This window comes from Salinibacterium sp. PAMC 21357 (assembly GCF_000247645.1).
GTDB lineage: Bacteria > Actinomycetota > Actinomycetes > Actinomycetales > Microbacteriaceae > Rhodoglobus.
Genome location: NZ_AHWA01000005.1, coordinates 250,934 through 264,881, shown reverse-complemented (window position 1 = coordinate 264,881; position 13,948 = coordinate 250,934). Strand labels below are relative to the sequence as shown.

The window sequence follows — 13,948 nt, the reverse complement described above, 5'->3', positions numbered from 1 at the left end:
TCTTGGCTTCGGCCAGCGTGCTCATTGTTGGCTACCAAGCGGGAACCGCGGTCACGACCGCGAACGGCTCGTCACTGACGCTGCCCGTCGGCGAAGTGACGAACGGTTCGACATCCGGTTCAACCTCTTCCGGTGCAACGACGCCGGAAACATCCACGGCTCCAACCACCAGCACAAACACGGGCACAGAGACCAGCGGAACTGTAGCCTCCGGCCCGGCCGATGGAACCTACACCGGTTCGAGCATCAACACACGGTTTGGTGCTGTGCAAGTGCAGCTGACTATCGCCGGTGGCAGCATCAGCGAAGTAACCGCCCTGCACTTGACTGACGAGGATGGCCGGTCGATTCAGATCAGTAACCGTGCAGCGCCCGTGCTGCGCAGTGAAATCATTGCCTCTCAATCCACTGCCGTCTCCAATGTGAGCGGCGCTACCTATACAACGCAGGCGTACTTGGCTTCCGTGCAGTCGGCACTCGATCAGGCCGGAGCGTCATGAGGTACACGCTAGAGACGATGGGCACTGTTGCGTCGATTGAGCTGCCCGACGGGTGGGAAGCCGAGCTCAGGCCAATGCGTGCGATCTTCGACGAGATCGAGCAGCGCTTTAGTTTGTACCGCCCCGAGTCGGAGCTGAGCCGCATTGCTTCCGGCCAGTTGTCGCTGTCAGCGGCGAGCGACGAGCTTCTGGCCAGCTACGCCCGCGCTCTCGAATGGCGTTCGTCCACTGGCGGCAGTTTCAGCCCGCACCGCCCCGATGGCGTGATCGACCTCAATGGCATCGTCAAAGCCGAAGCAATCGAACGTGCCGGCAAACACCTGCAGACTGTCGGATGCCCGAGCTGGAGCATCAACGTTGGTGGCGACATTCTCATCTCCCCCACCGGCGGAGCCCAGCCCACCGGCATCGTTGACCCCGCGGATAGCTCGGCTCTACTCTGCGCGATCACCCTCGGCGGTTCGCTGCTCGCTCTCGCGACCTCGGGTAGTGCCCACCGGGGCGACCACATTTGGCGCGGAGGCAGCACCGCCCCTCCGCAGTTCATCCAGGTGAGCGTTGCGGCGGCCGACATCGTCACGGCAGATGTGCTCGCCACGGCGATCGTTGCCGGCGGCCGGGATGCTCTCGACGACATCACTGATCGCTGGGATGTTGACGTCATCACCGTCGACCGCGCGGGCGCGCTGCGCACGACTCAAGGACTGCTGCGTTCACTAGCTACGCGATAGCGTCCAGCGCTGCCAAGCCCAACCCGAAGCGGCCCTCGAGTCACGATCCCGCTAGCGCGAGCATCGCCCGATCGGGCAGCTCTCGGCGGCGCCCTGCAACCGCTCTACACTCACAATGGTCAAGCTTGACTGAGAGCTTTGATAGTGTCGATGAGTTCGAGGTCGTTGTCCCTCGTCGCTCGCCTTTCACGCTTGAGCTCCCCAGGAGGGACGTCGCGGATCGCGCCTGAGCGCCGGGTTGGCTGACCTACGGCGAGGGCGTAAGGCCTACGCAGCGTCTGATCTCTAGCGGTAATCGCTGAGAACAACAGACCGGCGGGGTTCCTGACGGTCGACGCGCGCCACATAATTCGGGACGAATCCTTCCTATTGGGGTCTGTCCTGCCATTGAGAGGAACTGGATGGAAATGCAACAACTGGGAGCGCCGATTGTGATCGGACTCCTCGTCGTATTCTTCGGCGGTACCCTGATCATGTCGATCATGATCGGCAAGAAGAAAGAGAACGCTGACGGCTATATGAACGCCGGCCATAAGATTGGTTTTGGCATTTCAGCAGCCTCGATGACGGCAACGTGGATCTGGGCCTCCTCCATGTACGCCTCCGCAACGTCGGGCTACACGTACGGCATTTCGGGCCCCATCCACTACGGGCTGTGGGGCGCCCTGATGATCCTCTTCATTTATCCCTTCGGCAAACGCATTCGTGCTGTCGCCCCGCGCGCCCACACTCTCGCTGAGGTCATGCGCGCGCGTCATGGTCGCTCGAGCCAACTCATGCTCGCTGGTTCTAACGTGCTGGGCAGCGTCATCAGCCTCACCTCAAACTTCATCGCGGGAGGAGCACTCATTTCGATGCTCTCGCCGTTTAGCTTCACTCAGGGCATCTTGTTTGTTGCCGGCGGTGTCCTGCTGTACACGCTGTGGTCGGGCTTCCGCGCGTCCGTGCTCACTGACTTCGCGCAGGTAGTGGCGATGTTGGGTGCGGTCATCATCATCGTCCCCGCCGTGTTCTTCACTGCTGGTGGCACCGACATGTTCATCGCGGGGGCGTCAAACCTCACCCCGCAGCAGTCGAATTTCTTCTCCTCGGATGCCTTCCTCAACCAGGGCGCTCCCTATATTGCCGCGGTTCTGGCGTACGCCATCGGCAATCAGACAATCGCCCAGCGACTCTTTGCTGTGCGCGAAGACCTCATTAAGCCCACCTTCATTACGGCGACAATCGGCTACGGTGCGACAATCATCGGCATCGGGATGCTCGGCGTCATGGCCCTCTACCTCGGCATCGAGCCCGTTGACGGTGACACCAACAACCTCATCCCCCAGCTGGCGAGCACCTTCCTCGGCCCGGTTCTGCTCGGTGTTCTCTTCATCATGATCATCGGCTCACTTGCCTCAACGGCAGACTCCGACCTTTCCGCATTGTCATCGATCATGATGGCGGATATCTATGGCCAGAACATTGCCAAGAAAGGCAAGGCCAACCCCAAGACGATGTTGCTCGTCGGGCGCATCTCCATGGTCGTCGCGACCGGTGCGGGGCTGTACTTTGCGAGCGGCGCACTCAACATTCTCGACCTGCTGGTCTTTGTAGGCGCACTCTGGGGCGCGCTGGTGTTCCCGGTAATCGCCAGCTTCTATTGGAAGAAGGTCACCAACGCAGCCTTCACGACATCGGTGCTGGTCGCACTCGTCGTCTTCATCGTCGTGCGGTTCGAATGGATCGAACTCACGGGAGCCTACGGAATCGCTATCGACGTCTTGTCCGTCATCGGAATCGGAGTGGTTCTCGGAATCATGGCATTCGGTTTCTTCGGCAAGAAGGTCGGCGTGACTGTCGGCATTGTGGCTTCCCTCGCGTCAGCGCCCTTCGCCATCGGGTTCCTTCACGACTACGCCGTGCTGAGCGGATCTTTGGTCGCGTACGCCGTGAGCACCGTTATTTGTTACTTCATGTCGTTCCGCAGCACGCAGAACTTCGACTTCAAGGTCATCAGCGATCGCACCGGTGACTTCGATGTTGTGTCGGATGCTGCTGCCGACCTTGACCGCAAATCTACCCCGACCACGCGCTAGGAGACCACCATGGAAATCATCATTGCTATCTACATGCTCGTCTGGCCAGTCATCGTCGCCGGCGTGCTCTTCGTGCTCGTGCGCGGATTCGTCAAGGATTGGCGTGAAGCCCGCGCTGAGGGCCGCAGCATCATTTAGTTGCCGCTGTCAGCCCTGACTGATCCCCTGCACAGTTTCCCATCGCCGAAGAGCCGGTCGCCCTCGAGTAACGAGATGCGCCGGCTCTTCGGCTGAAGCGTTAGCCTTTCAGCCCGGTTTGGGCGAGGCCTTCGACGAACTGCTTCTGCGCCAGAACGAATACGACGAGCACCGGCAGTGCCGTCATTGTCGCGGCCGCGAGTTGCACGTTCCATAGTTGCCCGCCGTAGGCATCCGCGTACCGCGTGAGCGCCTGAGGCAGAGTGAATAGCTCGGGCGACTGCAGGTACACCGTCGGCTCGAGATACAGATTCCAAATAGCGAGGAACGTGAAGATCGCGACCGCGGCGAGCGCGCTCTTCGCCAGCGGCATGGCTATGCGCCACCAGATCGCAAAGCGACCAAGCCCATCCAGTCGTGCCGCCTCTTCAAGCTCGATCGGTAGCGATATGAAGAACTGCCGCATGATGAACGTCGCCAAAACACTCGGTGCCCCAAAGGTCGAGACCAACAGGATCGGCCAGTGGGTGTTGATGAGTCCCATCCCGCTGAAGATTTGGAACAGCGGAACAATGGTGACCTCACTGGGGATGAGAAGCCCAACAAGCACAATCATGAACAGGATGTTCTGACCTCGAAAGCGGATGCGCGCAAAGGCGTAGCCGGCGAGAGATGAGATAAACATCGTGCCCGCCGTCACAAATAGCGCGATGTAGAGCGAGTTGAAGTATTGCCGAACGAACGGCTGCAACTCGAACGCTTGGACATAGCCATCCAGGGTCGGATTGGCAGACCAGAGTGTCGGCGGAAACGCGAAGATTTCGCCGATCGGCTTGAGCGATGAGCTAATCATCCACAGTGTAGGAAGGATGAATGGCACCGCCATTACGGTGAGCGCGACGTAGAACAGAACACGCTTCACTGTGATCTGGTTTTTCGCTATGCGCCGCACCACTACGGGTGCGGCGATCGTTGCGGCATTAGTTTTCATAGAACACCCACCTCTTGCGTAGCTGCCATTGCGCAACTGTGAGAATCAGCACGATGACGAATAGAACGATGGACAGTACAGAGCCGTAGCCAAATTCTCCAAAGAGGAAAGCCTGTTGGAAGAGGTAATACACGAGCACTGTGGTGGAGATGCCGGGGCCACCCTGGGTGAGCACCGCAATCTGCGCGAATACCTGAAGCGAGCCGACGATCGTAATGATGAAGGTGAGCAGGATGGTTGGTGAAATCAGCGGGATGGTGATCCGCGTGAAGAGTCGCCGGGCGTTGGCGCCATCCATCGTGGCGGCTTCGGTCAGCTCGCGAGGTACCCCCTGCAGTGCGGCAAGGAAGAGCACCATGTTGAGCCCGACGTTCTTGAAGACCTGAACGATGATCACGCTGATCATTGCGGTTGGGCCTTCGCGCAGCCAGTTGGGGCCCTCGATGCCAATCACTTCGAGCATCCCGTTGATGCCACCGTTGTCTTGAAAGAGGAAGCCCCACACAATCGTCCAGGCAACAAGGGAGACGACAACGGGAGAGAAGAAGATGGTGCGGAAGAAGGTGATCCCGGCCATGGATCGGTTGAGCATGACCGCCAGCAGGAGCGCAATTACTAGGTTAAAGAAGACGAGTCCAATAGAGAAAACGCCGGTTGCCTGCATGACAGGAACGATCTGAGGGTCGGTGAAAAATCGCTCAAAGTTTTCGACGCCCACGTAGGTGAACTTGTTGCCGAGCACATTCCATTCATGGAGGCTGAAGTACACCACCAGAGCTAGAGGCACCAGGACAAAGGCGGTCACACCAAGAACTTGGGGTGCAACGAAAAGGTAGCCGGCCGCTGCGTCACGCTGACGATAGGTCAGCGCGCGCCGCGGCCGGGTGCCGCCGGACCGGGCGCGAGCCCGATCCGACAGCACTGGGGTAGAAGAAGCCACGATCTATTCCTTAGAGCAGCGGATCCACGGCGTCACATACGCCCTGAAGCACTGCAGGTACGTCAGCATCCGCTGTCCACATTGCATCGAGCGATGCGCGCACGGTTTGGCTGATCTTGGCGGAGTCTGTATGGCCCTGTCGAACGACACCGGTGAGGATTCCTGGAACCACAACATCGTCGATCTGCTCAGCGGACAGCACGGGGTTGGCCGCAGCAAGCGTCTCGGCATTCAGCTGAGAGTTTCGAGCTGGCGGGAACCACTGCGCCAGAAGCGCGGAGTTCTCAGGGTTCGAGAAGTAGGCCAAGAAGCCCGTCGCGGCCTCGGGATTTTCGCCCTGAGACATCACGCCGATGCCAGCCTGACCAACAATCGAGTATTCGCCGGCAGGACCAGCGGGCAGCGGGAGCAGGTCCCAGCTGAAACCGTCCTCCGCGAGCAGCGATGCACGGGAGATCTGAGTCACCGTGAAGGCTGATTCACCCGCGAAGAAGTCGGCTGTAGTTCCGGGGCCAGGCATTGCGCTTGCCTCAAAGGCAGCGTCATGGATGAAGGTAAACGCGTCAGTCATTTCGTCTGAAGCGAACTCGCAGGTAGCGCCGTCATCGCTCCATGGCTGAGCTCCCCAGCCATCCCAGATCGAAGCGAGGTTGTCCCAGGAGGTGTAGTCGAAGTCACGGATGACGAACCCGGCTTTGCCCGTAGCCGCGTTGACCGCACTGCTGGCTGCCGAGACACTTTCCCAGTCCCAATTGCCTTCACCGCGCAGCTCTGCTGCCGTTGGCTGCCCGGCTTCGGCCAGCAGGTCGTTGTTCACGAACATCACGAGGGGTGAGGTTGAGAATGGGTAAGCAACAAGCGACCCGTCGCTTTTCCAGAGCTTTGTCGCAGCATCGCTGAGGTCGTCGTACTCGTACCCCTCGGTAGCTTCGAGGGTTTCCTGAATCGGAACGAGAGCTCCGGAGTCAACAAAATCGGGCGCGGTATTTTCCAGAATCCACGCGAGGTCTGGTGACTTTCCTCCGGCGACCTGGGTCGTCAGGGTCGTCGTGTAGTCCGCGAAGGGAAGCGGGTCGAAGGTGATCGACGCGATTTCTGGGTGGTCGGCAATATACGCGTCGGCGATCGAATCGAACATCGCGAGATGATCTTCGTTCGACGTCCACACGGTCATCCGCAAGTCGACATCTGATGCTTGTTCATCTGAGCTAGCTGCAGAACATCCGGTTAGCACCAGAGTTGCTGTTGTTAGCAGTCCAGCGGCGGTCAGCCACTTTGCTGATCTCATTGGTCTTTCTCCTCGGTCAGTAGCCAGTTACGTCGGGCCAGTGCAGCTCGACGCCTTGGCGGGTTAGCAGGGTTTGGAACTCCTCAAGCAGTTCAGGAGTGTTGCGAACCGTGCGGGGATCAACCTCACGGTCTAGACAGAAGGCCGCTAGCCAGCCCGCCGATTCGCCGATGTTCCACTCCACCGGGTGAAGCCGGAACGCTCCATTGGTGATGTGGGTGGTACCGACGTTCTTACCCGCCGGAAGCAGGTTGTCCAGGCGAACCGGGATCATTGCTCCGAGCGGAATCTCAAATGGCGCCGAAGCGACATCAATGTAGTTATCCCCACCTGTGGAGGGGTGCAGGTCGATGCGGTACATGCCCACGCCCACGGTGTCAGGGAAAGTTGCGGGGCGACCATGGCCGCGAACAGCGATAGAGAGGTCGTCTTCCACCACGCGATATTCCGAAATTATGCGCCGTGACTCTCGGATGTAGGGTGCCTGGGCGAGTCCATCGGCGGTACCGGTTATGTCGCCACGCAGGCGCAATCCCGGCCATCCTTTTCCGCCGTCGGGTCGTGGCGCTTCGGTTTGCAGCCAGTAGAACATCGCGAGCGAGAGCTGGCGGGAGGCATCCCGGTGCTTGGCAGCATCGTCATCGGAGGCATCGATGAGGTTCCCGTCGAGGTAATCGATCATCGGCCAGTTGACCATCACGACATCGCTGTCGAGGTGACCGGGCTCGAACATCTTCGTAGAGAGGATGCGACGGAAGATCCAGAGTTCATCGTCGCCACCACCGGCTCGCTGGTCGGCGATCCGCGCGAAGGGGTCGTCGTCGATCGTGGGAGTAAAGGCTCGCGTGACAATCTCGAGGGTGCGCGGGTGGGGCGCGGTGAGGCTCACGAGAGGTGCACCCCAAAAGTCTGGCTGGTAGGTACTCCAGTAGTCGTAGTCGCGCGGCTTGTCGATCGTGTGATCTTCGCCATCGCGGTGGTCAACGACGAAGCACCACGAGAACGCCTGCACGTTGTCCGGAGCCGCGTGCTCGGGTGCGCTGGGCTCCCCAGTGTCGGCACGGCTTTCGGTGCCGGTGACATATTCGGCGCCGGTGAGCGGAAGCAGGTCGCCCAGTTCGGTGGCATCCAAAATGTAGGGCGCTGTCAATTCGGTTTCTTCGGCGGTGGTGACGTCGCGCACCGTAACTGACCGCACAATCGTGTCATCGACGGTCGCGCTTACCGGGATCACGCCGTTGATCCGGGTGAGCTTGGTCGAGCCGGTGAACGGCGCCAGCATCGAGTCGATGACTGAGACTGCCACTCGGGGTTCGGCACATAAGCGGCTGACAAGACCGGCACCGGGGTTGAGGTGGCGCTCTGCGCGGGCCTGTGCGTTCAGCGGGTAATTGTCGCGGTAGTACCCGCGGATGCCGTCGCGCAGTTCGCGGTACGACGCGGTTACCCCGAATTGTTCAACCCACGTGTGCTCGTCCATGGGCACGGCTTGGCTCGTGAGTTGCCCGCCGAGCCATTCGTACTGTTCGGTGAGGATGACGCTTCGACCGGCGCGCAGAGCGGCAAGCGCTGCCGCCACTCCGCCCATTCCGCCGCCAACCACCACGACATCTGCATTGAGCTTCTTCATTACATACTCCCTACTCGTGGTGCAGCCACAGTGGCGCCCGCGATGACTGTGCAGCTCACAAGCTGCTGATGGGCGAGCTCGGTCGAGTCGCGCGTTCCGTTCATGATCTGGTCGAGCAGCGCTACAGCGCGCGACCCAAGTTCTTGGCGCGGGGCGCTCAGCCGGGTGAAATCGACAGCATGCCCGCTAGGCCTCGTGCGCTCTCCGAGAGCGATGATCGAGAGCTGTTCTGGCACGGCGACACCATCAGCGACCGCAATGTCACGGAGAGCCTCCGCCTGGCCCGCATCCTCTACGAAAAGTACGGTCGGCTGTGCCTTCCGAATCGCCGCCCACGCCAGGTCGAGGTCGGCTCCCTCAGCACTCTCGGTGACAGCCATGGTCACACTAAGCCCGGCGGATTCGACTTCCGCACTCAGCGAGTCTTTGCGGTCGCGGGTGGACTCCGCCGCGAAGGGCAGGTGCAGGTAGTAGAAGTCCCTATGACCGAGGTCTATTGCTAGGCGAGCCAGTTGCGCGGTCGCTCCCCCGTAGTCCACCCCAACGTAAGGAATGCGACCGTCAGCGGCATCTCGTCGACCGATGGCAACGAAGGGGTAGCGGCTGTCGACGAGGCGCGTAAGCTCGTCGGCATCCATTTCACGCCCGAGCAGGAGGCAACCGTCGGCGAGGCGAAGGCGGTTGTTCTCGTGAAAGAGACGGCGACGCCCATCAACAACAGGAGCGCTCGTGAACATCAGCAGATCGACGCCGATCTGCTCTGCAGCACCCTCGATACCGGTCAACAGCGGCGTGTAGAAGTCTGAGCTTTCGTGGGGGAATGCGTGCTCGTAGGTGAAGATGCCGATCAGGTTATTTCCCACCCCGGCCAGGCTGCGAGCGGCGGGATCGGCGACATAGGTAGTCTCGCGGATGACCTCGAGCACGCGCTGGCGGGTCTCGGCAGGAATGCGCGTTGTCGAGTCGGTCTTCCCGTTGAGCACGAGCGACACCGTCGCCTGGCTCACGCCGGCGAGCTCAGCGATCATTCGCTGAGTGACGCGCTCTGGCCGATTGATCGCCACTGGTCGTCCGCCGTTCTCTTCGTTGAGTAAAAAAGTGATGATGCGTATTACCGTACACAAAATAAAGTGATTATACGTATCATCACAGAAATCAACGAAAAGATGCCGGGTTGCTACCCCAAAGCTTGAGGCCTGCCAACGCCGCTTAGGAGATCGCCTTCGGGGATCCCGGCCGGGGCACGCCCTCGGCGTTAGGGCGTTTGCTCGCCGCCCATTGAAGTCGAGCCCTTGCGACGATCGATCCGCCCGAAGGTCGTGTCGAGCACATGCTGCATCTTGCGAAGCGCTCCATTGAGGGCTGCATCGACCGCCGAAGCATTGTCTGTCGCGAGCTCGGGCGTGCGCCCTTCCGGGCGAGCTTCAAGCCGGCACTGGATGTCGCCCCCGCTGCTACGGCCAGCACTCTCATCGCTGAGGTGGACTTCCACGCGGGTGAGGTGCGAGCTGAAATGGGAAAGTTTGCTCTGCACTTCGGCTTCAACTTCACGGATCGCGTTCTCGTTGAGAGTGATGTTGTTGTCGGTGTTCACGACGACCTGCATGGCTGCCTCCTGGCGGTTGAGGTGTGCCGCAAGTTGCCCTGACGCGAGGAAACCGCGGGAGGGCCGGCGGTACAAGTAAACGTCACGCTACGCCGGAAGGCTGGGCGTTCCGAGGATGCCCTGTTACGTTCCGAGGATGCCCTGGTTAGCTGAGGGCGTTGCGGGACGCCTCTGCACGGGGTTGCCGAGTGGTTAACGCAAAATAGCCACACCCCGAAGGGTGTGGCTATTTTACAATTTAAGTCCGGCGGTGTCCTACTCTCCCACAAGGTCCCCCTTGCAGTACCATCGGCGCAGAGAGTCTTAGCTTCCGGGTTCGGAATGTAACCGGGCGTTTCCCTCTCGCTATGGCCGCCGAAACACTATTGATTTATGTATCAGTCTGGGCCAGTTCACATCACAGAGCTTCCACCGAGGTGGGTGCTCAGCAGTGTGTGCTGGGCGCAGTTCCCGACCGTAAATCGGGAACCACAAAGTGGACGCGAGAATTCTTCTCATTCACCATTCGAAGTCCTTACGGACTCCCAGTGAGGTGGGGTGTTATCAATTTATCGACTTATTAGTACTGGTCAGCTCCACAGGTCGTTAGTCCCTGCTTCCACATCCAGCCTATCAACGCAGTAGTCTAGCTGCGAGTCTCTCGGCCTAAGCCATGGAAATCTCATCTTGAAGCTGGCTTCCCGCTTAGATGCTTTCAGCGGTTATCCATTCCGAACGTAGCTAATCAGCGGTGCTCCTGGCGGAACAACTGACACACCAGAGGTTCGTCCATCCCGGTCCTCTCGTACTAGGGATAGATGTTCTCAAATTTCCTGCGCGCGCAGAGGATAGGGACCGAACTGTCTCACGACGTTCTAAACCCAGCTCGCGTACCGCTTTAATGGGCGAACAGCCCAACCCTTGGGACCTACTCCAGCCCCAGGATGCGACGAGCCGACATCGAGGTGCCAAACCATGCCGTCGATATGGACTCTTGGGCAAGATCAGCCTGTTATCCCCGAGGTACCTTTTATCCGTTGAGCGACAGCGCTTCCACAAGCCACTGCCGGATCACTAGCCCCGACTTTCGTCCCTGCTCGACTTGTCAGTCTCACAGTCAAGCTCCCTTGTGCACTTACACTCGACACCTGATTACCAACCAGGTTGAGGGAACCTTTGGGCGCCTCCGTTACTTTTTGGGAGGCAACCGCCCCAGTTAAACTACCCACCATGCACTGTCCCTGAACCGGATTACGGTTCGAAGTTAGATATCCAATATGACCAGAGTGGTATTTCAACAATGACTCCACCTGAACTAGCGTCCAAGCTTCACAGTCTCCCACCTATCCTACACAGGCCACACCGAACACCAATACAAAGCTATAGTAAAGGTCACGGGGTCTTTCCGTCCTTCTGCGCGTAACGAGCATCTTTACTCGTAGTGCAATTTCGCCGAGTTCGCGGTTGAGACAGCTGGGAAGTCGTTACGCCATTCGTGCAGGTCGGAACTTACCCGACAAGGAATTTCGCTACCTTAGGATGGTTATAGTTACCACCGCCGTTTACTGGGGCTTAAATTCACAGCTTCGCCTTACGGCTAACCGTTCCTCTTAACCTTCCAGCACCGGGCAGGCGTCAGTCCGTATACATCGTCTTGCGACTTAGCACGGACCTGTGTTTTTAGTAAACAGTCGCTTCCCACTGGTCTCTGCGGCCCTGCAGCGCTCCCGGAGCAAGTCCGTTCACGCCTTAGGCCCCCCTTATCCCGAAGTTACGGGGGCATTTTGCCGAGTTCCTTAACCACGATTCTCTCGATCTCCTTAGTATTCTCTACCTGATCACCTGAGTCGGTTTGGGTACGGGTAACTTGAACCTCGCGTCGATGCTTTTCTTGGCAGCATAGGATCACTGATTTCGTCCGTGAGGACTACCCATCGAGTCTCAGCCTTAGTGAGAGACGGATTTGCCTATCTCTCGGCCTACATTCTTAGACCGGGACAACCATCGCCCGGCTCAGCTACCTTCCTGCGTCACACCTGTTAATACGCTAACCGCACCAGAATAGGGTCGTACGCTAGGCCCCACGCCTCACCCCGAAGGGATTGGTCTAGGGGATTCAGATACTTAGCATTACTGGATTAGTTTGGGCGGTTCTTCGTCAGTACGGGAATATCAACCCGTTGTCCATCGACTACGCCTGTCGGCCTCGCCTTAGGTCCCGACTTACCCAGGGCGGATTAGCCTGGCCCTGGAACCCTTGATCATTCGGAGGACGGGTTTCTCGCCCGTCTTTCGCTACTCATGCCTGCATTCTCACTCGTGTAGCGTCCACGGCTGGTTTACACCGCCGCTTCACTCGCCACACGACGCTCTCCTACCACTCCGTACGGCTGAACCACGAAGGCTTACCTAAAATACGAAATCTACAACTTCGGTGGTGTGCTTGAGCCCCGTTACATTGTCGGCGCGGAATCACTTGACCAGTGAGCTATTACGCACTCTTTCAAGGGTGGCTGCTTCTAAGCCAACCTCCTGGTTGTCTGTGCAACTCCACATCCTTTCCCACTTAGCACACGCTTGGGGACCTTAGTTGGTAGTCTGGGCTGTTACCCTCTCGACGATGAAGCTTATCCCCCACCGTCTCACTGCTGCGCTCTCACTTACCGGCATTCGGAGTTTGGCTAACGTCAGTAACCTTTTAGGGCCCATCAGCTATCCAGTAGCTCTACCTCCGGCAAGAAACACGCAACGCTGCACCTAAATGCATTTCGGAGAGAACCAGCTATCACGAAGTTTGATTGGCCTTTCACCCCTATCCACAGCTCATCCCCTCAGTTTTCAACCTAAGTGGGTTCGGTCCTCCACGTGCTCTTACACACGCTTCAACCTGGCCATGGATAGATCACTTCGCTTCGGGTCTAGAACCAGCGACTATAACGCCCTATTAAGACTCGCTTTCGCTACGGCTGCCCCACACGGGTTAACCTCGCCACTGATCACTAACTCGCAGGCTCATTCTTCAAAAGGCACGCTGTCACAGCTACTAAGGCTGCTCCAACGGTTTGTAAGCAAACGGTTTCAGGTACTATTTCACTCCCCTCCCGGGGTACTTTTCACCTTTCCCTCACGGTACTTGTCCGCTATCGGTCATCTGGAAGTATTTAGGCTTATCAGGTGGTCCTGACAGATTCACACGGGATTTCTCGGGCCCCGTGCTACTTGGGATACTCTTCGAACCATTGCAACATTTCGACTAAGGGGCTGGCACCCTCTATGGCGTGGCTTTCAATCCACTTCGTCTATATCACTTTGTAATTCTTGCTGTACGGCAGTAACAGCTGAAAAGTCCCACTACCCCGACCATGCAACGCCTGCCGGCTATCACACATGATCGGTTTGGCCTCGTCCGGTTTCGCTCGCCACTACTAACGGAATCACGGTTGTTTTCTCTTCCTGTGGGTACTGAGATGTTTCACTTCCCCACGTTCCCTCTACCCGCCCTATATATTCAGGCGGGAGTCACTGAGTCGTCTTGCAACGCCCAGCGGGGTTTCCCCATTCGGAAATCCTCGGATCAAAGCTCTATTATCAGCTCCCCGAGGCTTATCGCAGATTTATACGTCCTTCTTCGGCTCCAGATGCCAAGGCATCCACCGTTTGCTCTTAGAAAATTGATATCACATGAGTATAAGAATCGATCGCAACACCGAAGTGTTGAGATAGACCAATGAACTGACCACCATAAATGGCAGACAGCTATTGTTATTTCTGTGATCCGACCTTTCGGTCGAATCTAAGATGCTCGCGTCCACTGTGTAGTTCTCAAAATACGGGCGGTATCCTCCCTCATCCCCCAACCTGCAGGAAACAAGACCAGGATCCGTAGACCCAGGAACACCTTTCGATGTCCCAGGCCCAAGGTACGAACACGAATCTTACAATCCGAGCCCGGTCCCTCAGGACCCAACAACGTGCAAAGACCAGCACCCCCATCACCCCTCGTTCCTACCAACCCGAAAGTTGATGTACTGAAGAGGAAACAGATCCTCTGGCCACAATGTCAATGT

Annotated in this window: 10 protein-coding genes and 2 rRNA genes; 4 read left to right on the top strand and 8 right to left on the bottom strand. The window is 58.3% G+C overall.

What is annotated here, in order from left to right; translation table 11 throughout:
* Positions 1 to 2: 2 nt before the first annotated feature.
* The 4 genes from ON14_RS11525 to ON14_RS16210 all read left to right on the top strand — a co-directional run bounded on the left by ON14_RS11525 (position 3) and on the right by ON14_RS16210 (position 3,447).
* Positions 3 to 500: an FMN-binding protein gene (locus ON14_RS11525; RefSeq protein ID WP_010205276.1), complete on the top strand. Its 498-nt coding sequence runs from the start codon at positions 3 to 5 to the stop codon at positions 498 to 500.
* Positions 497 to 1,231: an FAD:protein FMN transferase gene (locus ON14_RS11520; protein ID WP_141630047.1), complete on the top strand. Its 735-nt coding sequence runs from the start codon at positions 497 to 499 to the stop codon at positions 1,229 to 1,231. Before ON14_RS11525 ends, ON14_RS11520 begins: the two co-directional genes overlap by 4 nt.
* Positions 1,232 to 1,632: 401 nt before the next feature.
* Positions 1,633 to 3,309, top strand: coding sequence for a sodium:solute symporter family protein (locus ON14_RS11510; protein ID WP_010205272.1), 1,677 nt, complete (start codon positions 1,633 to 1,635; stop codon positions 3,307 to 3,309).
* Positions 3,310 to 3,318: 9 nt separating this feature from the next.
* Positions 3,319 to 3,447, top strand: coding sequence for a putative transporter small subunit (locus tag ON14_RS16210; RefSeq protein WP_010205271.1), 129 nt, complete (start codon positions 3,319 to 3,321; stop codon positions 3,445 to 3,447).
* Between the two features lie 100 nt (positions 3,448 to 3,547).
* Here the strand turns inward: ON14_RS16210 and ON14_RS11500 are convergent, their stop codons facing one another.
* The 8 genes from ON14_RS11500 to ON14_RS11465 all read right to left on the bottom strand — a co-directional run bounded on the left by ON14_RS11500 (position 3,548) and on the right by ON14_RS11465 (position 13,558).
* Positions 3,548 to 4,438, bottom strand: coding sequence for a carbohydrate ABC transporter permease (locus ON14_RS11500; protein ID WP_010205270.1), 891 nt, complete (start codon positions 4,436 to 4,438; stop codon positions 3,548 to 3,550).
* A complete protein-coding gene (locus ON14_RS11495; RefSeq protein WP_010205269.1) occupies positions 4,428 to 5,378 on the bottom strand; it encodes a carbohydrate ABC transporter permease in 951 nt (316 codons plus the stop codon). Before ON14_RS11495 ends, ON14_RS11500 begins: the two co-directional genes overlap by 11 nt.
* A gap of 10 nt (positions 5,379 to 5,388) precedes the next feature.
* Entirely contained in the window at positions 5,389 to 6,666 is a 1,278-nt protein-coding gene (locus ON14_RS11490) for an extracellular solute-binding protein (protein WP_010205268.1), read from the bottom strand.
* 16 nt (positions 6,667 to 6,682) lie between these two features.
* On the bottom strand, positions 6,683 to 8,296 hold the full coding sequence (locus ON14_RS11485) for an FAD-dependent oxidoreductase (RefSeq protein ID WP_010205267.1): 1,614 nt from the start codon (positions 8,294 to 8,296) through the stop codon (positions 6,683 to 6,685).
* Positions 8,296 to 9,420, bottom strand: a complete 1,125-nt coding sequence (locus ON14_RS11480; RefSeq protein ID WP_202800948.1) for a LacI family DNA-binding transcriptional regulator — start codon at positions 9,418 to 9,420, stop codon at positions 8,296 to 8,298. Before ON14_RS11480 ends, ON14_RS11485 begins: the two co-directional genes overlap by 1 nt.
* A 131-nt stretch (positions 9,421 to 9,551) precedes the next feature.
* Entirely contained in the window at positions 9,552 to 9,902 is a 351-nt protein-coding gene (locus tag ON14_RS11475; RefSeq protein ID WP_010205265.1) for an HPF/RaiA family ribosome-associated protein, read from the bottom strand.
* Positions 9,903 to 10,144: 242 nt separating this feature from the next.
* Positions 10,145 to 10,261 (bottom strand): 5S ribosomal RNA (gene rrf, locus ON14_RS11470).
* 180 nt (positions 10,262 to 10,441) lie between these two features.
* Positions 10,442 to 13,558, bottom strand: a 23S ribosomal RNA gene (locus ON14_RS11465).
* Between the last annotated feature and the right edge of the window lie 390 nt (positions 13,559 to 13,948).

What these genes read in the sequence shown, in the direction of transcription:
- ON14_RS11520 (WP_141630047.1), top strand. Translation starts at nt 497, where the DNA reads ATGAGGTACACGCTAGAGACGATGGGCACTGTTGCGTCGATTGAGCTG.
- ON14_RS11510 (WP_010205272.1), top strand. Translation starts at nt 1,633, where the DNA reads ATGGAAATGCAACAACTGGGAGCGCCGATTGTGATCGGACTCCTCGTC.
- ON14_RS16210 (WP_010205271.1), top strand. Translation starts at nt 3,319, where the DNA reads ATGGAAATCATCATTGCTATCTACATGCTCGTCTGGCCAGTCATCGTC.
- ON14_RS11500 (WP_010205270.1), bottom strand. Translation starts at nt 4,438, where the DNA reads ATGAAAACTAATGCCGCAACGATCGCCGCACCCGTAGTGGTGCGGCGC.
- ON14_RS11490 (WP_010205268.1), bottom strand. Translation starts at nt 6,666, where the DNA reads ATGAGATCAGCAAAGTGGCTGACCGCCGCTGGACTGCTAACAACAGCA.
- ON14_RS11485 (WP_010205267.1), bottom strand. Translation starts at nt 8,296, where the DNA reads ATGAAGAAGCTCAATGCAGATGTCGTGGTGGTTGGCGGCGGAATGGGC.
- ON14_RS11475 (WP_010205265.1), bottom strand. Translation starts at nt 9,902, where the DNA reads ATGCAGGTCGTCGTGAACACCGACAACAACATCACTCTCAACGAGAAC.